The following is a 22,056-nucleotide window of genomic DNA, read 5'->3' as shown; positions in this document are numbered from 1 at the left end:
AAATCACTATCTTTACATATAAAAATGAACCAAAAGGAATTATACAATAAATTACAGTCAGGCTCAACAGTTTATTTGCTTGACGATTTTGAAGAAGCTGTTATCCGTTTATATCTCGATAACGGTCAAACAAAATCATATATAAAACATCATGGATATAATGAGATAGAAATTCTTCAATCCAATGAGACTGTTTGTGATATAATTCTTGGAGGAAAAGAAATATCAAAATCAGAATATGACGAATACTAGTACTTTATTAGAAAAAGCTCTTCAAATAGCAAGTGATGCACATATTTACCAAGTTGACAAAGCTGGAATGGCCTATATCTTTCATCCTATTCGTGTAGCAAATAGATGTTCTACTAACGAAGAAAGAATTGTTGCTTTGTTGCACGATACGATAGAAGATACCGAAGTTACAGCTGAATATTTACTGATGGAAGGGTTTCCTCGCAATATAGTAGATGCTATACTTTCAGTTACCCGTAATGAAAACGAAAGCTATGAAGATTTCATAAAACGATCCAGGCTTAATCCTATAGGAAGGCAGGTTAAACTACATGATTTAGAAGATAACATGGATATAACACGCTTAAATGAACTCACAGAAAAAGATATTTACAGATTAAACAAATACCTAAAGGCTTATAAGTATCTCAAAGAATAAACGCTGATGTACAACTACATTTAGTTTCACGGCACGGAGTACAAGATTACTTTCGTGCCGTGCGTTTATTATGAAAGTTTAACGTTAAAAGTGGCTCTTTAAATGTCACTTTTGCTACCTTTGTGGCAGATGCGTATGAAGACGTACGCCACAGAACTTGTCGTAAAGACTCATTGCTCTAATGTTTAGTAAAGTTCTAGCGAATAGTCTGCTGGCATACGTGCTATGCAGGCTATTTTAGTAACCAAAACATTGTACAATGGACAGAAAACAACAAGTGTTTGTAAAATTGAAACTTAAAGCGAAGGCGTTAGGGTTCAATTCAAGGGAATTAAAGGGTATTGCTGCCAAGATTGCTGATAACCTTACTTCCGCAGATGATGCCTCAGATGAAGACGTAAATGCAGAAATTGACAAAGAGATTGACTCCGCACTACGTTACTTACCTTTCGGCCAGTCACAAGCCAATCGCTTGCTTGATGAATGGAAGAAAAATCACCCTGAAACAGATGACGACGACAACGATGACGATGACGACGACGGAGCTTCGAACAATCAAAGACGTCAAGCTGGTTCAAACACCAAAAATCCCAAAAACAGAGGAAAGAATGATGATGCTCCGGAATGGGCTAAAGGTTTAGTTCAGACAGTACAAACACTGAATGACGAAATCGCAGCATTGAAAGGTGAAAAAGTTACCACTACACGTAAAGAAAAACTTGAATCCTTATTGAAAGATGCTGGCACATTCGGTACTCGTACATTGAAATCTTTCAATAAAATGAAGTTTGAAAATGATGAAGAGTTTGAAGAATTCTATTCCGAAGTTGAGGAAGATTTGAAATCTTACAACCAAGAACGTGCCGATGCAGGGCTTTCTAGTTTAGGTAATCCTCCAGGTGCAGGAAGTAAGAAGCAAGAAGAAAATGAAGTATTAACCGATGAAGAGGTCATAGCAATGGCTAAAGGTCTTTAATCAAAAGTAAATTAAAAATGGGTGCAAAAGCTGATTTAGTCAACGAACAAGAAACAATCCTAACCGGAATGGATTCGATTGTTATTCGTAACTATTTGGGCGGAATTATGAATGGTCGGACGTTGGACATGACTGGATTTAAGCAGTCTGTAATCAAAGCCGGACATATCGTTATCCGCGATACAGAAAATGATACTTATAAGCCAATGCCTGTTAATTCTGCAGGTACAGCCTACGAATCATTGCCAGGCAATCATGAATATGTTGGTGTTGTTGTTTGTTCCAAGCCTGCCGACAAACCATTCGTTGGTATCATGTATGCTGGCGAAGTGAATGACGTGGCAAGTCCTTATCCTATTGACAGCATCAAGGCTGCATTAAAAACGGCATTGCCACAACTAACTTTTTTACACGATTAAAAGGAGGTGAAAGATGAATGAATCATTATTTATTGAATTTGTAAGAAGAATATGGCCTAAATTGAGTCTATATGTGAAAGAAAAGATCAATGGAACAAACCAGAATTTGACCTATCTTCACAAAACGATGCTTACTAAGGTATATTCTCCTGATCAAAAATGGGAAGGCACATCTGCTAACACTACATATGTAGCTGCTGATATGGTAGCTATGGACTCTCCCTTGTCTCCAAAGAAACGTGACTCTATTGCTCGTTCTAGTGGAGTATTGCCGAAAATTGGTATTAAGAAAATTTTGAGAGAAACTCAGATCAACGCTATCAATATCATGAAAGCGCATTTATCTAATGCCACTACGGAAGAAGCGCAAAAATCTCTTAAAAATAGAATTTTCTCTCGTTTAACAGATGACGGAACCGCATGTTCTGTTGGTATTGACGAAAGAAATGAGGCTAATTTCCTTACTGGGCTTTCTGATGGGGTTATTGTTGTTGAAGATGATGATGATAAGAACACCGGTCTTGGTTTGCGCGTTAAATACGGCTATTTACCTAGTCATAGTTTTGGCGTTGTTACTACTGGGGAAGTTACAGGAGATGATATCGAGAGAGTTATAAGCAAAGCTAATGATGACGGTAACAGTATTTCGGTCATTATGCTGGCTTTATCTACATATAACAAAATGCGTCAATCTCAATGGGCTAAAGAATTAGCCGCAAATTATCGAGGACAAACCTTTGATAATGAGACTAAGCTGCCTGTACCTACTTCTACATTATTTGATGAAGCGTTCTCTGACCAATATAACGGTATCTCATTCCTGAAGATTGACCGTTCAGTAACTTATGAAAAGAACGGTAAAAGGGTATCTTATAAACCGTGGAACGCGAATAAATTGATATTTCTCCCTTCTGCTGATAATGTAGGCTCTTTTGTATGGGGAACTTTGGCTGAAGCGACTAATCCTGTTAATGGAGTGGAATATACTACCGTTGATGAATACAAGTTGATCAGCCGTTACTCTAAGACAGATCCGTTACAGGAATTTACAAACGGACAGGCTATTTGTTTGCCGGTTATCGAAAACGTAGACCAAATCTATTCTTTGGATATACTGGAAGCCCAAACTGTAAACACTACAGAAGAAGAGAAGGATGCCACTGATGTCAAAATTACAATTTGGGGAGCAACTTACAAAAAGCCGGAGTTTGTGACGGAATATAACAAGATTGCAGGCAAGAACCTGACTTCCACCGTTTCCGATGATAAGCTAATCGCAGCAGTCAACAGATTGAGTGACGCAGACGAAGAAGCATTGAAAAAGGCGGTTGAATCTCATAAAGCATCGTAAGTCATGAAGACAATTCAGCAAGCCCTCATAGACGAAATACATTATCCGATCCCTATCGGTTTTGTAGAGAATGTGATGATTAAACGTAATCTCAATGGCGATGATGAGTTTAATTATGACATATCTCATTCCAACGAATATCAGGGAGCTCTAGCTGATTGTCTTTGGTCTTTGGTTCAGGCTATCAATTTCTCTGAAGCAGACAAGTCCTTCGGGGCTTTGTCTGATAAAGATAAGAAACTAATACTGTTGCATGTTAACTCCATCTACGATACCATTGGTGAACCTTCGGTAGAATTGGAACCAAAGCCAAAGGTATATGTAGGTGATTGCTTGTCGTAGAAATGGCTGTATTGAATAGAAAACCTCACCGTTTGCAGTACCTTGTATCTAGTTCTGGATATGAAGATGAAAATGGTGATTATCATCTAGGTTCATCTGAATGGAAAGGCTCAATTCCTTGTGATGCCGTGCCTTCTGGGAAGGCGGAAGAAAGAGAGTTTGAGGATGGTGTTGTAAGAAGCTATTCATATACGGTATGTCTTCCAAGCAATTGTCAAACCTTTACTATTGGTGACAGGGTTAAGATAAGTCTTCTCGGAGGAATTGAAAGGGAATTTGAAGTAAAAGGTTTCCATCGTTACCAACTTCAGTGCAAAATTTGGGTTTAGTATTATGGGCATAAGAATGACTACCAAGCTGGATGAAATTCATAAGGTTCTTATGAAAGAAGCAAATCGGGTTGAAAGGCTAACAATACGCGCTTTGTCTTACCTTGGGGAACAATGTGTTTCACGAGTACGTGACAGAGAAGGTAATAAAAGTTGGTATGATCAGTCCGGTAACCTGCGAAGTTCAGTTGGCTATGTAATAGCTTATAACGGTAATATTATCCAATACTCAGACTTCAATCAGATAAAGCAAGGCTCGGAAGGCGTAAGTGTAGGTAAAAACTTGGCCAAGGAACTTGTAAAGAGGTATCCTAATGACTATGTGCTTGTTATAGTCGCAGGAATGAACTATGCTGAATATGTGGAAAGGAAGGATAATAAGGACGTACTTGCATCAACGGAATTGTGGGCGATGGACCAAGTTCCCAAGATGCTTGAGAAACTAAAAAGACAGATTGCTAAATAATGAAATCAGACATTGAAATAGCTAAGTTTGTCTATCACAAAATTAAGGGCACAGACCTTGAAAGGAATGTTACCGGCAAATTAAGTGATAGAGGAAGACCAAACAAGTCAGACAAAGAGGATATTGTTATATCTGTACTTGCCAATGAAGGATGTGGCCAAATCCAAAGAGCTTATGTTAATGTCAATGTGTATGTCCGTGATTTATGGAATTCGGAAACAAAGGCGTGGGAAAAAGATACTCTACGCGTAGGTAAGCTGTGTGAATTATGCAAATTCCTTATCTCCATACGAAAAGATGAATACCACACAACCCCATCAAAATGTAGCCAAAAAACCAGTCCTACAAATACACCTTTTGAGGACGGACATACAGAACATTTCATTAATAACAAATTGTACATTGAGATAAATAACGAATAAGTATTAACTATATTAAGTGATATAGAACTATGGCAGTAATCGGATGGGGTAAACCCCGAATTTTCGTAAAAGACTTGGATGCTTCTTCGCCCAAATGGGAAGAGCTTCCTACACCCGTGGAAGATTCCACACAGTTGACAACAACAAAAGGCGACAAACAAGAAGCCAAAATTGAAGGTGGAGAAAATGAAGATGTCAAGTATGGTAAAAACACCTATGCCCTTGTACTCAACATACGTGCAGCAAAAGGCCGCAAAAGACCTATCAACGACAGTGATGGCGTAGTTGCTCACAATTATGCTGTTGCACTACAACCGGAAGATCCCGAAGTTCCTGGATTTTGTATGGAAAAGACAACAGTGTCAGTTGAAGATACGTTTACTAGTGCAGATGGTGGTGTGTGGGCATATACATTTGACGCTTTAAAATATGCCGCTGAAAAGAAACAAGTTCAATGGGGTAAAATTATTGTTACTCCTACAACAGGATCATCTATTACAAAAATAGAGTGTGACCCGGACGACGAAGACGGTGATGGAGACAAGTTTGAAGTCGCCCCCAATTCCGGCATAGGCGGATAATTTACAATAGATATAGTTTAAACCTTTGTGCATCTGCTTTATAGATGCACACTTGCGGATTAAGCACACACAGGCGTGCGTCGCTCTACCAGAGTGAAGGGGATGGTGCAGGTCCATCAGTCCGCTCTAGGTCTTTTTGTTCAAATCTGAAATTGGTGGTCTGTGAAGATAGCCAATTTGTTTTCTAAAAGGTAATAGTATATGATTGAAGATCGAAAAATAATAGAAATGAATATTGCTGATACCATAATGGAAAGGCCATACGGCTTTCAGGTTAATAAGCGACATTTTTATCTATATCCAATAACGTTAGGCAAAACGTATCTACTCTCAAGACTTATTGAAAGCCTTGATATGAATGCTGATATTATAAAATCAAACCCATACATGGAGGCTTTAAGATTATGCCAAGAAAAAAAAGATATTGTTTGCCAGCTACTATCATATCATACGCTCAACAAGAAAGAAGAACTATTTAATAGCAGAATTGTAAATAGTAGATGCCAGTTTTTGAGAAACAATCTTTCAAATGAAGAAATGTCTCAGCTTCTTGTTATAGTGCTTACTAAAGATAATACCGATGAGTTTATCAAATATTTTGGGATTGACCGGGAACGCAAAGAACTAGCTAAAGTCTCAATGATAAAAAACAAAAAAGGTAATTCTATCACTTTTGGCGGTAAAAGCGTATTTGGTTCTTTGATATTACCAGCATGTGAAAAGCTCAACATGACTCCACAGCAGATTGTGTGGGAAATTAGTTTTTCATTTCTTCAAATGTTGATGGCAGATACTATTACTTCAGTATATCTTACCGATGAAGAAAAGAAAGAAGCCCGTATTTCCAATGACAGGACATTTGTAAATGCGGACGATCCGAAAAACATGGCAAAGATAAAAGCTATGAAATGGGATTAAATACGAAGAATAGAACAATTTTAAAAATTAGGGATAAAAAAATCACGGGGGTTATACAAAAATCCTCGTGATTTATAGGTAAAACTGAACAATTTTTTAATAATTACTCTAAAGTTATTGTAGTATTGTTAGCTACTGATGCATCAAACTCATAACCAATTTTCATTTCAGCTTTAGATCCACAAGGAAGAGGAAGACATGTGAAACAAAAGATTACTACTGATAGAGGAGTACGATTTTTCCCAGTAATATAAACTTCAGAAGATGAGAAGTTTACATTATCTCCGGATGAAAGAGTTAAATAACGTAGTTTAATACCTAATCTTCCTTTAGTTCCAAACCATGACGATCTTTTTGCTTCATATACTATTCCCTTAGCTATAGTTCCAGCAGGAATAGCTACTATTTTATCTACAATAACATCCCTAGAAACTTTAAAATCGATATTCTGCCCTTCATGTACTTGAGAGGCTCTAACATTACTTATGGCTTCCAAAGGAACAACAGTACCAGCTTTAATGATAACTTCTTTCTTTTCTTGAGCAAATCCCATTATTGAATAAATAAACACCGCCAGTAATAATAAAATATTCTTCTTCATAATTATTGAGTTTTTATTTTTACAACTTTTCTATTGCCATTTTAATTGATTCTTCAAGTCTATCCGCATATTTGAATATATCATCTATGCTATCAATCTGAATCCAGTCGCAGCTTTTGTATTTGTTTACTGGTATTCCTATTTGCTTCTTTCTTGCTCCAATAGAAATACGACATATCCAATACCATTGACTGTTGTCTAAACTTATAACGAAATAAGTCTTATAGTCTTTATATGTAATCCGTGAAGCGTCTACACTACGCCTAAGTATGCTTCTCACGATATTATAAGCATCCATTTCCTCTTGTGTGGTGATAATCCCTGCTTCTTTATCCATATAAACTATCCCTTCAGGTAGTTTGTTTTCTGTATTTTCTTTGGGAGAATTAGGTAAATTACTAGAAATATTAGTTGTGTCTTCAACCTGTTCGTCATTTTTCATTGCTGTATTAAGCCTTTCAGCTATGATATCATTTATTACCATAGACATTGACTTTTTTACAAGCGGGGTGAACATTTCAACTACATTTTGTGTGATTTGCCCGGTTGTGTATATTTGTTTTGCAAAGAATCTAACAAAATCAGATGTAGGAGATTGTATTTCTTTGTTGAAAATTTCCTTTATCTCCGTTGTGTATTTTAATTCATTTGCTGTGCTAAGTACATTGTTTTCATTGTAATAAGATTTGTGGAATTTTTTCAGCTGTTCTATGTCTGCATCAGACAGATCTAGCATATTTACAACTAAGAATGGCCTTTCATCCATAATGTTAACCTTCTCCAAATCGGTATAGAAACGGTATTCTATGCCATTGGTGAGGACTCCAAAGCGAGACTTAGAGGCTACGAAATATTTTTGTAGTTGGGTGTCATGCAGATTCAAGTCTTGTTTGCAATGCTTACACTCTATAAGAAGTATCGGGTTTTCGTCCTTCATTATAGCATAGTCAATCTTTTCTCCCTTCTTTTTGATTAAGTCACAGTCCATTTCCGGAACAACTTCGAAAGGATTAAAGACGTCATAACCTAAAGAAGCTATCAATGGCATTATGAAAGCATTTTTTGTGGCTTCTTCTGTAGATATGCTATCTTTTTGTTTTTTTATGCGGTCTGACAGTTGTAAAATTTGATCCTTGAAATCCATATTTTTACAGTTTTACAATAACGTTTGTACAAATATATTTTATATAACAATACAAACAAAATTAAAGATAAAAAAATAATGTATTAAATATGTTTTTCTTATAATAGTGGCACTAACTGCGCCATTTTTGTTATCTTTGTATTGCCGTGTAATGTTGCACGGAACTATTTCTATCGAAAAGACTTATGGCTGGATTACACTTTGATATCACTGGCGATAACTCCAACTTCATACGCAAATTACATGAATGTGAGAATGGAGTAAGAAACACTTCTAAACAAATAGAACAAAGTGGGTTAAGTATTGAAGATCTATTTAACCGTATGACTAAAGCTGCTGCTGCTTTTGGAGCAGGATTTACAGCGAAAGAGTTGATTTCAAATATTGCTCAAGTTCGCGGTGAGTTTCAACAGTTGGAAGTCGCATTTAAGACGATGTTAGGCAGTGAAGAAAAAGCAAATGCTCTTATGCAACAACTGGTAAAGACTGCGGCTACTACACCATTTGATTTACAGGGAGTTGCTAATGGAGCTAAACAACTCCTTGCTTATGGGGAAAATGTAGAAAATGTTAATGACGATTTGATACGTTTGGGTAATATTGCTGCCGGTTTATCCCAACCTCTTGGAGATATCGTTTATCTTTATGGTACTACAATGACCCAAGGTCGTTTATATACCCAAGACCTCAATCAGTTCACTGGCCGTGGTATACCTATGATTCGCGAACTAGCAAAGCAATTTAATGTTGCGGAAAATGAAGTTAAGGGACTTGTTGAAGCCGGAAAGGTTGGTTTCCCGGAAGTTCAAAAGGTTATCATGTCACTTACTAATGAAGGCGGAATGTTCTACAATCTTATGCAAGAACAGTCAAAGACAATTACTGGGCAAATCTCTAATATTGAGGATGCTATTGCTACCATGTTTAATGAAATAGGAAAAGCCAATGAAGGTATCATTAACGATGCTTTATCTGGAGTTTCCTATCTAGTTGAAAACTATGAGAAAGTGGGACGAGTACTGTTAGAAATCGTAGGAACCTATGGAGCATATCGCACCGCCCTAATGGTTACTAGTTCTTTGCAAGCTTTACAAGCATCAGGGATTACAGCTTTGACAACCAAAGAAGCTGTTCACTATGGATGGTTAGTCTTAACTAAAAAAGCTCAAGACGCTTTGAATTTATCAATGCTAAAGAATCCGTATGTATTGGCTGCAGCTGCTATTGCTGGATTGGCTTATGGCATTTATAAACTTGCCACAGCAGAGACTGAAACAGAAAGAGCTGTTCGCAAAACAAACGAAGCACTTGAAGCGCAAGAAGGTTATTATGAAGGGTTAAAAAATAAAGCGAGTGAACTGTCAAATATTTTAAGTAATGAATCCAAATCTATAGAAGAACGTTTTATTGCATATCGCCAATTGCAGCGTTTAATGCCTGAAGTGTTCCAAAATATGGATTGGGAAACTGCAAAACGAAAAACAAATGCGGAGCTTATAAAACTTGAGACCGATGAACTTTTAAGGCGGCAACGTATTGGTTTAAAGACTAAGGTTGTAATGTCTCAACAAAAAATACAAGGTCTGGAAAACAGTATAATTAAAACTGATAATAGAGGGGGGTATACGGGAGCATTGAAAGAAGATTTATCTGCTGCAAGAAAAGAACTTGAAATTTATACTAAAGCTTTAGATGATTTTGAGAAAGCAGACGAACAAGCTAAAAAGGATGCTGATAAGCCTACTGTCTACAATAAAAAATATTGGGAAGGGAAGAAGAAAGAAGCCGAAGATGCCCGCGCTGCTTTAGACTCTTCTAAAGAAAATTCAAAGGAATGGAATAAATATACAAAACAAATACAGGAAGCGCAAAAACAAATAGATAAGTATTCGGATTCTAAAACAGCCAAAGAGTATAACTCCATCGTAAACCAACAAAAGAAAATCTCCGAACTATTAGACAAGCAAGCAACCGAAAGGAAGCGCAAGGAACAAGATCTGGAGAATCAACTTACCCAGTCTCGTATTGACGCTATGGCAGAGGGAGAAGCCAAGATTCGTGCACAACGTGAATTGGACAACAAGAAGGAAATACAGGATTTAGAACGTCAGCGGGAAGATTATATCCGAACAGAGATCGAGCTTCAGCGAAAGGCCTTTGATGAACAGGAGAGTTTGCGGGAAAAGCAGACTAATAACTATAAAAAGAAAACGTTTGATGCATCTTCTGTGAAAGTTGATACATCTGCTTTTGATTCCATAATAGGAAATATAAAGAAACGTCAATTCAGAGACCAAATAAGTGAGCAAGAACAGGATTGGAATGAGTATATAATAAAATATGGTACATTTCAGCAGAAAAAAGAGGCTATTGCACGTAAATATAACAAAGCCATAGAAGAATCAGCAACAGCTGGAGAAGCTGCTTCTCTTCAAAAAGAATTTGAAGAAGCATTATCTAATCTAAATCTTGATAAACTGAAAAATACAATAAATTGGCAGGTGATTTTTGGAGATCTGAGTAAGATAACTAAAGATCAGTTGACAAAAGTGAAAGCACAACTGAATGAGTTTAAAAAATCTTCTGAATTTAAAAATGCAACTCCTGATCAAATTAAGGTTATTGAAGAAGCGGTAGATAACATAAATAATGCTTTAATAGATAAAAGCGGTTTCTTTGGCGGACTAGGCGATTCTCTTACAGAATATGAACAAGCTGTTGTAAAAGTAACAGAGGCTCAAACAGAACTAAATAAAGCCTTGGAATCTGGCGATGAAGTAGCAATTGAAAAAGCGAGAGAAAAGAAGAATGCAGCGGAATTGAATCAATTAAATGCTCAGGTCAATGCAGAAAAGTCTAGGGATAAGGCTATATCTAATATAAATGCAGTTGCTGATGCAATGACTAGATTAAGTGATGGATCAGCAAGCTTATCAGAAGTAGGGAATATTGTTGGTAATTTAGTTGATGCTTTTGCAGAATCAGGAAGTAAAATTGGGGGAATTATTGGGGCTATATTAAGTATTATAGATCAAATTGGAGAAAAAGGAGTTGTAGGGTTTGCTGGAGGTATTGTAAAATCATTAGGTCATGTAGCAGAGAAAGCTTGGGGCGGTTTTGCAAATGTATTGACTCTGGGTAAATTTAATATCGGTGGGGCCGATTATTCCGACTATAATGAGATGGTGGAAGAATATAATAAGTTAAATGACATATGGGATGAGTTGATAGATAAAAAGAAAGAATACATAGATATGTCCTATGGTCCCGAAGCCGCTAAAGCCGGAGAGGAAGCTATTGAAATAGCAAAAAAGAGCATTGAGTCTTATAAGCTATTAGGGAAAGAAAGGCTTAATTCTGGTGCATCTACTGGTTCTCACTCTATTGGTGTTCGTATTAGAAATAGCATGAGTCAGGAATTATGGGATCAGTGGGATGAGTTTGCCAAGTCAATAGGTCAGAATCCAGACGCAATTGGTGGCCGGCTTACTGGTCTCTTTGATCTGACGGCTGAGCAGCTTGAAAAATTAAAAGAGGAAGCTCCCGGCTTTTGGTCTAAGTTGGATGGAGATGTTCAAAACTACCTCAATAAGATTATTGAAGGTGAAGAGAGAATAGAAGACATTCAAAAGGCCGTTCAAGAGCAATTGACTCAAACATCATTCGATAGCCTGTTTGACAGCTTCATAGATACTCTTATGGATATGGATGCTTCGTCAAAAGACTTTGCAGATAATTTTGGAGAGTACATGCGAAAGGCTATATTCACTCAAATGTTCTCAAAGGGATATGAAGATGAATTAAGAAAATGGTATGACTCCTTTTCTGCAGCTATGGGTAAAGAGGGAGGCATCACCTCTTCTGATATTAAGGACTTAAGAGAAGGATGGGATATTATCGTAAATGGTGCTCTTGAAGACAGAAAGGCATGGGAGCAGATCGTAGGCGGTGGTGGCACATTTACTTCCCAGGGGTCTTCCAAGAAAGGATTTGCCACAATGTCTCAGGATTCTGCTGACGAGTTGAACGGACGCTTCACTGCTCTTCAGATCGCCGGAGAAGAAATCAAGAATCAAATGATGGCTGTTGTTATGGGAATAAATTCTCTCACAAGCATATCGTCTATTGGGAATGAAGTGCTTAACAACATTTTAACACAGCATGTTATAACCAATAGTTATTTAGATGATATTACCAAATATACGAAATTGCTAAATGACATAAAGGCTGATATATCCGAAGTAAGAGTTAATACTAAGGGACTCTCTACTCGCTAATTATAAACCATAAAATATATACAATATGCCAAAAGGTGAACTTTTTATAAACAATAAAGATTCCTACGACAATTGGGGAATTAGTATGGATACATCTTCTCTATCAGCACTGATGACTCCTGCTCCTAATAAAGAGTTTATAGAGAATAAATCAAGATTAGAACATGGCAAGCGCGTAATAGCTGCCAGCCCCAAAGTAGATGAGCGTAATCTTACGTTGACTATCAATCTTACTGCTAAAGATGAAAATGAGTTCTTTGAAAAATATGATAGTTTTTGTCAGGAATTGGCAACTGGAGTATTAAATATTAGATCTAAATATCAGCCTGATATAGTATATCGTACAATATATCTTTCATGCAATCAATTTACTCAGTTTATGAGGGGAATTGCACATTTTTCATTAAAGATAGTAGAACCTAATCCTATGGATAGAAATATTAACGATTAGAATGACACTTTTAATGTCATTTTTTGTATTTTTGTATCAAACATCGTATGAAGGTATACGAAACTTATGATAGACATCAAAGACATATCCGGCAACATCCGTCTTTCTACTCCTATCAACGAAGGTAGTAAAAGAAAGTTCCAGCTAATGAGTTCTGATTACATTACTCTCAAGTTCTCATTAGCTGAACCTGTCTACTTTCAGCTTGGGGATTACATTGATGACGAGAATATTGGTTTGTTTGAGCTTGTAGACTTATATAAACCTACTTACAATACTACTACCGGGGGATATGACTACGAATTAAAACTTGATGCTTACTATTGGAAGTGGAAAAATAAGAAGTTCTTCTATACTCCGGAGAGTACCGGTCGCGAGGCGAGCTGGAACCTGACAGCCACTCTTGACGTTCATCTTAAAGTCTTCCTTGATAACCTGAAATCACTCGGATACAAATATAGAGAAGAGGATTTTAAATATGAGATTGACACTACGGTTGAAAACACTTCCAAGCTCGTTTCGTATGATAGCGTAAACCTGATTGATGCCCTTACCCAAATGGCGGAGACATGGGAATGCGAGTGGTGGATAACGGATAAGACAATTCATTTCGGACGCTGTGAATACAGCTCTCCCGTAGATTTCAAGGCCGGTGATTTGACAGATACTGAGAATGTGAACGTCAACAGTATGACACGCAGTGACAGCCAGGCAACCTATGCTACTCGTGTTTATGCTTTTGGTTCTACTCGTAACATTCCTTCTACTTACCGTAAGAATCTTATTTTTGATGTCAAGCAGGTCAATGGCAGGGAAATATCTGATACAGCAAGGCCTCTTGATATAAAGTACTTTCCTGGCCGAGTGGTTCATAAGGAGGAATATCCAGTAAATGAGGGCATAGGTAGTGGTGCTTTTACCGCGTCATATACAGAATGGACGCATGACACTGATATTGTAGCTTCGTTGCCTTCAGGGGATTATAAGGTTTCCTCAGGAGATGGCATATCAATTAATGTATCTACGGTTATTCCTTCAATCGGAGCGGGGCGTTCTTTTCTTCCCGCCGGTGATTATGTATTGAAGGCCTCTTATATCTATAAAGTATCCGGCTCAACTAAAGAAGTTTCTATAGGTAACCAAACGGTAACCTTAGATCAGGATCAGCAATACGAAGTATCTGTAGCGTTTGCTGTATCCTCTTCTTTACAGATTGAAGGAAATGCCACAGATCTAAAGATTAGAATATATGTACGTGTTCCATCTCGTGAGTCCTCTATTCTGAACGATTCCTTCTCGGCTTATGTTTCATACGATATAACTCTGTTCAAAGGATCATCTGCAGATGCTACAGTAACCTTCCTTTCCGGACTAAATTCGGGTAATACATTCTCTTGTGTATATAATCCGGACCATTTAACAGGAGATTCGGCTAATGTTATACAATTACCGAGTGGAGTTACGGCTTCTTTTGGTGACAGATATACGATTGACAACATCATCAAGGGAAAGGTACCTGACAGCTACTTCAGCAAAGACGACAAGGAGCTCACCTTAAATGGTGTGGTCCAGAAACGTCTTATGCTCCCGGAGGAGGTCTCTTATGTAGATGCTTACCGTTATAGCCCTTCAGGGGAGCGTATATACATTGGTGAAACACATTATGACGACAAGAATAATGTGGAGATGTCACAAGAAGAAGCTATAGAGGAGATTGTAATCTTTGAAGATGAATATCCCAAATATGTCGGCACATTATCAAATGTAACATACCGCGAGGAAGATGAACTTGATGAGGACGATAATCCAACAGGGGATAAATATCGTATCTATACGTTCAAGGATGCAGGACTTAAGAATTTTACAAATGACTTCCGACTGGACGGAGAAAGTTTCCGCTTAATCTTTCAGACAGGTAAACTCGCTGGTCTGGATTTTGAATTGCTTCTGCAGGATAGTGATGATTCCGGTGCAACTTTCGAAATTGTACGCAATGAGGATTACGGGCGTTACCTCCCTGACGACGTATTGTTCCCTGCTAATTCTGACACATATGTACTTTATGGCTTTGATACAGCTTACGTTTCAGAGGGACTGATTCCTGACGCCGAAGATGAGTTATTGACAAAGGCAAAAGACTATGTGAAGAAGTCTATGATTGATCCTTCCACCTACGACTGTGATATGGACCCTGAGTTCATCTATAATAATGGGAATATTATCACCTATGAGGTGGGAGACAAAGTTAACCTGATCAATAAGGCTTTCTTTCCTAAGAGCAGACAATCCAGAATAATTGGTTTTGAGTGGCCGCTGGATATTCCTTACGATCATCCAATTTATACGGTTGGAGAGACTGCCTCATATTCGCGTATAGGCGAGATAGAGAGTAAACTTGATTCTCTTACATACAAGGGACAGGCATATACCGGTTCTGTGTCAGGAAGTGGAGGAACGAGTATATATCTCATTGGTTTGAATGACAAGACTGTTCCTACGGATCGCAATACATTTTCGGCAAAAAGAATTATTGATGAGATTGAACGTCGTTCCCTTAGCAGCATTGAAGATGATAAGGCAGAAGGATTGATAACTCTCGGTAAGGGATTTGTGTCGGAAGGATTTTCTGCAGCCAATGCCGGTTTGGTAGTTCGTGGCGGAGAGTTGATAGAAGAAATTGAAGATTCATTGATTGAAGAATTAGAATAATATGGCAATACTAAGTAACGGTAAGTTCTACGGATTTCTTTGTTCTGTGAAAGCGACAGGACGTAAGTTGTCAAACGGCGTTAAAGAATACGTCGAAGACTTCGTGTCCGGATTTGCCGGTCATGGATGGAAGCTGTGGGAGTATATCAAGGGCAAATGGAAGCTGGAGATAGACAGTCTTGTTGTTCGCGAGACAATGGTCGTTTTTGAGCTCCTCATTCAGAAGATCCGCGCGGTGAAGGGTGCACTGGGCATCACTCAGGCATGCGGTCGTATAAAGACTGCCACGCTGGATGAGTCGGGGCAGAACTGGCTGGTGACTATCGAGGATGAGATGTCTTTTGTCGCACACGATTTCATCCGGTGTCAGGATTGGACGAATGGTACCCTTAAAGGCTATTGGGTCGAGATATCTGAAATACGCAAGATTGACGGTGTTGATACAATCGTCATACCCGTTAGTGATTTTACCGGTGGTATAGGTTACACAGACGGCATGGAGGCTGTCGATCCGGCCTTGTCTGGCATGACGACTCCGGCCATCGGTGATGAGATTGTCCAGTTCGGTAACTCGAAGGATGTAAATCGTCAGAGTGCGATCTATCTGCATGCCGATGAAGGTGGACAGCCTGCAATCGATATTCTGTTTGGTATCAACAGCAAGAGTTTTGCCGGTTGTACGAAAATCCGTATGGGCGGAGAGCTTCCTGGAACGGACGGTCTTAAAGGTTTCTACTGCGAAAACGGCATGATCAAAGGGACGGATTCTACTGGACATGTTGTTTACTGCATCTATCCTGACGGAACCGCAGAGTTTGGAGACGGATCAGCGAAGTTTGCTACGGATAAATCCGGATATATAGCCGGAGGTGCCATTTCGTGGCATTGGGACGCGTCGAAAAACAAATATGTATGCTCCATGAAAGGAGTGGTCCTTACATGGGATAATCTGGACGAGGAGACAAAGGAGAATCTCAAGGGTGAACCGGGTAAAGACGGGCAGGACGGTACGAATGGCACTGACGGCAAAGACGGTACAAGCCTCATTTTTATGGGAGAATTCTCTTCTGCTCCGGCAGATCCTCAGAACGGATACTGGTACCGTAATACCACCGACAAGAAATGCTACGTATACCAGGATGGCGCATGGTATGTAATGACTGAGGATGGTAAGAATGGTCTTGATGGAGAAGGAAGCATCTCTGCTGATCTTGACGATGAAATGCAGTCTGTAGCTTGCTCTCTGGACGGGACAGTGGTATCCGGTTTGCCTGTCACAACAACATTCTCCATGTTCTATGGAACGACTGAACTTTCCCTTGATTCTCTTTCTGTAGGCAGCATCACAGGCGTGACAGCAACGGCTGATCGTAGCACGGGGATAGTTAAGGTAACAGCTATTACTGCTGCGGTGGCTGATGTAATCCGTATACCCATAACCGGACGGGTAACATACAAAGGTGCTCAGTATGAACGCACCCTTCATTTATCGATAAACAAAGTGAAGCCTGGGGAGAATGGAGAGGATGGAACCGATGGCAAGAACGCGGTCATTTACTCGCTTCAGCCATCGACCAATATCATAAAGAGAGATGCAAACGGGAACAGTGACGTGTCTAAGATATCCTGTCGGGTAATGAAGACCGACGGAACTTCTACTGTCGTATCCTCTCTACCGGTTGGCTATTCAATGGATTATATCATAGACTCCGGAAATGCAACTAGTTATACTCCGGATAGCGAAATCTCCGTTTCCGGAATAACAAATAAGATACAGTTCCGGCTTTACAATGAGACATCGGGAGTAGTATTAATTGACCGCGAAACGATTGCTGTTGTCTCAGACGGAAAGAAGGGGCTTGACGGAATAAATGGTGAAGATGGTAAAGACGGGCTTAGTATTACGTGGAAAGGGGATTTATCAAGTGCTCCGTCTAATCCAGAGAAAAACTGGGCATATCGTAATACCAGCAATGGTATTGTCTACATCTATAACGGAAGCGCTTGGGAGTTGATGGTTGCGGATGGCCAAGACGGAACAGATGGTACTGACGGCACAGATGGCCTGAGTGTTTTCATTACATACCATGACAGCGAAGATGAACCATCCCGTCCGACCGGAAGCGGGACAAGCGGAGGATGGCATACTAACGCAACAAAAGATGTTGTCTGGATTTCTCAGAAGGTGGCTTCAAGCGCTTCTTCCGGCACATGGGGTGATCCTATGCCATTCAGGGGATTGCCGGGTAAATATACGGAGCTACGGTATAAGTATGCTTTCGGAAAGCCTGCTACGCCTACCGGTACAAATCCGGCAGGATGGTCCCTTTCTCCGGATCGGGAGGATATTACCTTCTCTTATTCCGGTGACTTTACAAAAGATGGTGATTACTATGTCTCTCCATCTCCTACATCTCATTCCTCGACATACAAGCAAAGAGTGTCGTTTACGACAAGAAGGGCTAATCAGATGATACATATAGAGATTGATGTATCATCCGAGCAGAACTACGACAAGGGTATTGTAGAAGCCCTTGATATGTCCTATCACATGGACAACGAACATGCCTGGGTGGGAAGTGGAGTAGCCAGTGCCGTGGTAGATATTGCGGTTCCTACATCTGGCAGCCACTTTGTGGAAATCGTATATACGAAAGACGGCAGTGGAAGCAGTAACGAGGACAGGGTAAAGTTCCGCATGCTCGATCCTATTACCTGTTGGTATTCCACCGCGGTGATTGATGGTGAAACGACTCCTTCCTGGAGCGAACCTGTCATATTCCCGACAGACTCCAAGACCGAGGAGCAGGTCTACCTGCTTGCTAAGTCTAAGCGGGATGTTATTGACCTCCCGACATCCAACGAATACGTTAATGAATACATTGGCGATGCTCCTGAATACAGTAGCTCAAAATTCTATTCGGCAGGTAACATAGTCAAATACAATAATGTATACAAGGTAGCTATTCAGGCGCATTCGGGGATTGCTCCGACCAATGATGCATACTGGGAAGATGTGCTCTGGTGGGTGGATAATCCTCGTGGAGCATCGGAAACTTATCCTTATGAGTACACTTGTGAACGTACTCTACAGGATGGAAAGTGGGGAGAGTATAAGAACTATCGTCTCTTTGGTCATTACGGGAAGGATGGTAAACCGGGTGAACCTGGTACTCCGGGAGAGGATGCAAATCTCCTTCCCTGGGTAGAAGATTGGAACAATAATAAAACAGAAATAGGTGGAGAGTACCTTATTTCACCTAAGATATTTTCTGGAACCAAGGATAGCAATGGGAAACTGACCGGAGTCGCGTTAGGAAGAGACTGTGTAACTGTTGATGGAGAAAAAAAGACAGGGATTTTTGCTCTTGATCAGGACGATCTTATGCTTGAACTCGACCCTTTGAATAAAAGGTATGTATTCCGGGGTACAAATATTATCGGTTCTCCTAATGGGCAGAGAGTGGTTATTAGTCCGGATAGCAAGGATATTAAAATATTTGATGATAGTAACAAAAATGTTCTACGTATTGATGGGGCCAGCAAAGACTCTTTAAATGATTTGTTTAGCCAAAATATTCCTACGATTAATGTTAAAAACATTCCGGCATCTGTTCCAAGTCAGGAAAGAGAATACATGGTGGATATTACTGACCCTATATATGTGACTGGGAATGTAGCACTTGATGGACGATTTTTCGGTGGTTATACTAGCTCATCCCCTAATACAATATTTGTTGAAATCATTCTTAAGGCTTATAGCGATAGCTCATTGCAAAATATCATATATGCAGATTATATATATTCAAAGGTTGTCTCATACAAAACTGAACACACCTTCAACGATGAAAAGTTTACAGGATTTTTGGTAAGCGGATATAATGTATTGTCTTTAAGACTAGCTATGTCTTATCAATATTCTCATAGTTTCTCAATAAATAATATGTCCATTACTCCTGTGGTAAATGAGTACTTATCTTCACTTTTTGCAAATGGAATATCATTAGGAACTTCTTCAAAAAATCTTTTTTCTGTAATGAACAGAAGAGTGAATGGTATCAACTCGATACAAGCAATTTTATCAGATGGTACATCGGGGCTGAGATTGGATAGCAATGGTTTGCAATCGTTGAGAAATGGTCGCTGGGGAATGGTACCTTCTATAATTTGTTATGGAAGGGCATATTCTACGCCTTCAAATGCTTATATAAGAAGATGTAAAAGTTATAACGGTGACATTCCAACTATAACTAGAATGTCATCAACATTGGGATATTTAAGAATGAATATTCCTTCTTCATGGACTGCTGATGGATTTAGCGAAAGTACTGTTCAAATCATGTTAACAGGATATGGACAATCTGCAAATGGTTCCGCTTCGAATATGAGTGAATTTCTGATCAAAGCAACTGTACTTTCTGTAACTTCTAGTTATGTGTATATCGGATTATCAGATGATGATACGGGAAATGATGGAGAATTTTATTTTGAAATGAAATGGCTTTAAAAAAAATAGATATATGCGAGTAAAAGGAACGATAATCAAAGCAGTCATCTCCATCGACCTTCCTTCTGGATTGACGATGGACGATATAGACTTCTCATGCCGCTTCTTTGTCTATTACTGTTCGAATGCGTCACAGATAATAAAGAAGTCCGAGATGATCCGCGTCAATGAGAATAGCTACACCTGCTACATAGACACAAAGATAATCGGTACGGGTGAAATATGGCTTGAGACTACGGCTTATCTCCCAGACTCTGATTACGAAAGCGGTACAAGAGTAGAGATAGACAAGATAAATACTGGCATAAAGACGGTGTGACATGGGATGCATATCTGTACATATAGAGGCGATTAAGGGTATTGGAAATGTATCGGTCAAGGCTGATGAGATGAAGGTTTCCGCTTCGGCAACGGGCATGAAGGTGTCGATAGGAGTTGTCTGTGATGTTGGTAAGCAGGCTTATTTAAAGGTAGACCCTGAATATATATGGCTGATGCCTTCGAATAACTTTGAGGATAACGTCGATGTGTTGTCCAATGTGGTATGGCAGGCTGTGCAGGAAGAATGATATAGTTAATTGAATTGTTTTATTTAAATATTGTTGTATTATGGCAAAACCTAGTTGGTTAAAATTAAATCCGTCTACCGGATCAGGTAACGGAACAATTGCGAATAGCGCAGACGCTCATACTGGGCGTACAGCTCGTACTGGTACAGTAACGGTTACCGGTGTTGGTGTTTCTACTCCTTCGACCTATAAGGTAACTCAGTCGCCGAAGTCAGAGTTTGCTGCCTTTGATAATGGCTCAGAAATGTCTGCTCCTAAAACAGCGGGCACTGTGACTGTCGAGGGTAAAACAAACTCTTCAAAACTGACGTTTGCGTGGGCGGGAAGCGTAACAGATGTTACTTTGCCTGCAAAGTATAGTGCGAATGGAACTCAGATTAACAATGCGGCTACTATTACCGGTGATCCGGGAGCTACTGCAGAATTTCCTTTCTCTATCGAATTGGAGTTTCCGGCAAATGAAACTATTGAGGAAATTACGAGAACTTTGAAGGTAACAGCCAATGGCGGACAAGCTGCTCAGATTGCTATCAAACAAGCTGCCGGTGATGCTACATTGTCCGTATCTCCGACAGAGATCACTATTTCTCAGAGTGGATCTGCTGTATCCGTGAATGTTACGTCTAACACTTCTTGGACTGCTGCGTAATGAGCATACAGATTCCTTGGAAAGAAGGAGAAGGTAACATCGTTATCACTCCCGGTTCCAATGGGACCGCAAGCGTATCAAGCGATGTTGCCAATGAAGGACTCGACAGGGAGCAGACTGTTGTGTTTAGAACAACTAATAGTGGAGCACAGGCATCTGTCTCCACTACCATCTCGCAAATAGGAAAGAGGCAGGCGTTTGCTGTTGCTGAAGGCCGTTTCTTGTTGTCAGATGGAAGTACGTTTAATGTGATTAAAAAAGAGTTTTCATGAGTGATTATAATAGCGGATTTACAGGGGATAGAGTTGTAGAATTGCTAAACATGATTCCCAATTTGGCAAAGGCAGACTTGTCTAACGCTATGACTGTATCATTGGGCCAGAACGGGTATGCTAAGTTTAACAATGGTTTATTAATACAATGGGGATACAAGACAGGAAGTTCTAGTGGTACTAATACTACTTATACATCAATATCGTTTTATAATGCTACATATGTTCCCGTTATTACTTATTATGAACCGGGCAACGGTATGAATATTGTCACAGGTCTTATTATAAATAAACAGACTAGTTATTTCACGATAAGGAGTAGATATGCAGTGGGAGATTCAAACGGTACCGGTGCAGGAACTAATGATTTTTATTGGATAGCCGTCGGGCGTTGGAAATAAAT

At 39.3% G+C, this 22,056-nt stretch carries 22 protein-coding genes; 20 read left to right on the top strand and 2 right to left on the bottom strand.

What is annotated here, in order from left to right; genetic code table 11:
- The first annotated feature begins 24 nt into the window (after positions 1–24).
- The 11 genes from DW640_RS02130 to DW640_RS02080 all read left to right on the top strand — a co-directional run bounded on the left by DW640_RS02130 (position 25) and on the right by DW640_RS02080 (position 6,474).
- Positions 25–252, top strand: a complete 228-nt coding sequence (locus DW640_RS02130) for a hypothetical protein (RefSeq protein WP_117577095.1) — start codon at positions 25–27, stop codon at positions 250–252.
- Complete coding sequence (locus DW640_RS02125; RefSeq protein ID WP_117577093.1) at positions 239–670, top strand: GTP pyrophosphokinase; 432 nt, start codon at positions 239–241, stop codon at positions 668–670. Before DW640_RS02130 ends, DW640_RS02125 begins: the two co-directional genes overlap by 14 nt.
- A gap of 259 nt (positions 671–929) precedes the next feature.
- On the top strand, positions 930–1,646 hold the full coding sequence (locus tag DW640_RS02120) for a hypothetical protein (protein WP_117577091.1): 717 nt from the start codon (positions 930–932) through the stop codon (positions 1,644–1,646).
- 17 nt (positions 1,647–1,663) lie between these two features.
- Positions 1,664–2,065 carry a hypothetical protein gene (locus DW640_RS02115; protein WP_117577088.1) on the top strand — a complete coding sequence of 134 codons (402 nt, stop codon included), beginning with the start codon at positions 1,664–1,666 and terminating at the stop codon, positions 2,063–2,065.
- A gap of 13 nt (positions 2,066–2,078) precedes the next feature.
- Positions 2,079–3,416 (top strand): major capsid protein, encoded by a 1,338-nt coding sequence (locus DW640_RS02110; RefSeq protein ID WP_117577087.1) that lies wholly within the window; start codon positions 2,079–2,081, stop codon positions 3,414–3,416.
- A 3-nt stretch (positions 3,417–3,419) separates the two neighbouring features.
- Complete coding sequence (locus DW640_RS02105) at positions 3,420–3,758, top strand: hypothetical protein (RefSeq protein ID WP_117577085.1); 339 nt, start codon at positions 3,420–3,422, stop codon at positions 3,756–3,758.
- Positions 3,759–3,760: 2 nt separating this feature from the next.
- Complete coding sequence (locus DW640_RS02100) at positions 3,761–4,087, top strand: hypothetical protein (RefSeq protein ID WP_117577083.1); 327 nt, start codon at positions 3,761–3,763, stop codon at positions 4,085–4,087.
- A gap of 94 nt (positions 4,088–4,181) precedes the next feature.
- Positions 4,182–4,553 (top strand): hypothetical protein, encoded by a 372-nt coding sequence (locus DW640_RS02095; RefSeq protein ID WP_233525420.1) that lies wholly within the window; start codon positions 4,182–4,184, stop codon positions 4,551–4,553.
- Complete coding sequence (locus DW640_RS02090; RefSeq protein ID WP_117577080.1) at positions 4,553–4,975, top strand: hypothetical protein; 423 nt, start codon at positions 4,553–4,555, stop codon at positions 4,973–4,975. The genes DW640_RS02095 and DW640_RS02090 overlap by 1 nt, the downstream gene beginning before the upstream one ends.
- A gap of 29 nt (positions 4,976–5,004) precedes the next feature.
- The gene (locus DW640_RS02085) at positions 5,005–5,556 is read left to right on the top strand and encodes a hypothetical protein (protein WP_117577078.1); all 552 of its coding nucleotides are present in this window, start codon (positions 5,005–5,007) and stop codon (positions 5,554–5,556) included.
- A 201-nt stretch (positions 5,557–5,757) separates the two neighbouring features.
- Positions 5,758–6,474, top strand: a complete 717-nt coding sequence (locus DW640_RS02080; protein WP_117577076.1) for a hypothetical protein — start codon at positions 5,758–5,760, stop codon at positions 6,472–6,474.
- 103 nt (positions 6,475–6,577) lie between these two features.
- On the opposite strand, the gene DW640_RS02075 is transcribed toward DW640_RS02080, so the two are convergent.
- Positions 6,578–7,075, bottom strand: coding sequence for a hypothetical protein (locus DW640_RS02075; protein ID WP_117577074.1), 498 nt, complete (start codon positions 7,073–7,075; stop codon positions 6,578–6,580).
- 19 nt (positions 7,076–7,094) lie between these two features.
- Positions 7,095–8,219 (bottom strand): type I restriction endonuclease, encoded by a 1,125-nt coding sequence (locus DW640_RS02070; protein WP_117577072.1) that lies wholly within the window; start codon positions 8,217–8,219, stop codon positions 7,095–7,097.
- A gap of 185 nt (positions 8,220–8,404) precedes the next feature.
- Here DW640_RS02070 and DW640_RS02065 point away from each other — a divergent pair, with 185 nt between their 5' ends.
- The 9 genes from DW640_RS02065 (at position 8,405) to DW640_RS02020 (ending at position 22,054) form a co-directional block, all read left to right on the top strand.
- Positions 8,405–12,496: a tape measure protein gene (locus DW640_RS02065; protein WP_117577070.1), complete on the top strand. Its 4,092-nt coding sequence runs from the start codon at positions 8,405–8,407 to the stop codon at positions 12,494–12,496.
- 25 nt (positions 12,497–12,521) lie between these two features.
- Positions 12,522–12,947 carry a hypothetical protein gene (locus DW640_RS02060; protein WP_117577068.1) on the top strand — a complete coding sequence of 142 codons (426 nt, stop codon included), beginning with the start codon at positions 12,522–12,524 and terminating at the stop codon, positions 12,945–12,947.
- Positions 12,948–13,013: 66 nt separating this feature from the next.
- Positions 13,014–15,656, top strand: a complete 2,643-nt coding sequence (locus DW640_RS02055) for a hypothetical protein (RefSeq protein ID WP_233525419.1) — start codon at positions 13,014–13,016, stop codon at positions 15,654–15,656.
- A 1-nt stretch (position 15,657) separates the two neighbouring features.
- The gene (locus DW640_RS23890; RefSeq protein WP_233525418.1) at positions 15,658–20,163 is read left to right on the top strand and encodes a hypothetical protein; all 4,506 of its coding nucleotides are present in this window, start codon (positions 15,658–15,660) and stop codon (positions 20,161–20,163) included.
- 13 nt (positions 20,164–20,176) lie between these two features.
- Positions 20,177–20,482 (top strand): hypothetical protein, encoded by a 306-nt coding sequence (locus DW640_RS02040; RefSeq protein ID WP_117577066.1) that lies wholly within the window; start codon positions 20,177–20,179, stop codon positions 20,480–20,482.
- A 1-nt stretch (position 20,483) separates the two neighbouring features.
- Entirely contained in the window at positions 20,484–20,732 is a 249-nt protein-coding gene (locus DW640_RS02035) for a hypothetical protein (protein WP_117577064.1), read from the top strand.
- A gap of 40 nt (positions 20,733–20,772) precedes the next feature.
- Positions 20,773–21,381 (top strand): BACON domain-containing protein, encoded by a 609-nt coding sequence (locus DW640_RS02030; protein WP_117577062.1) that lies wholly within the window; start codon positions 20,773–20,775, stop codon positions 21,379–21,381.
- The gene (locus DW640_RS02025; RefSeq protein WP_117577060.1) at positions 21,381–21,653 is read left to right on the top strand and encodes a hypothetical protein; all 273 of its coding nucleotides are present in this window, start codon (positions 21,381–21,383) and stop codon (positions 21,651–21,653) included. Before DW640_RS02030 ends, DW640_RS02025 begins: the two co-directional genes overlap by 1 nt.
- Positions 21,650–22,054 carry a hypothetical protein gene (locus DW640_RS02020; RefSeq protein ID WP_117577058.1) on the top strand — a complete coding sequence of 135 codons (405 nt, stop codon included), beginning with the start codon at positions 21,650–21,652 and terminating at the stop codon, positions 22,052–22,054. The genes DW640_RS02025 and DW640_RS02020 overlap by 4 nt, the downstream gene beginning before the upstream one ends.
- Positions 22,055–22,056 lie beyond the last annotated feature (2 nt).

Origin of the sequence: Bacteroides sp. AM23-12 (genome assembly GCF_003434395.1) — a bacterium.
In the GTDB taxonomy this organism is placed as follows: domain Bacteria; phylum Bacteroidota; class Bacteroidia; order Bacteroidales; family Bacteroidaceae; genus Bacteroides; species Bacteroides thetaiotaomicron.
This window is presented reverse-complemented; position numbering and strand designations above follow the sequence as displayed.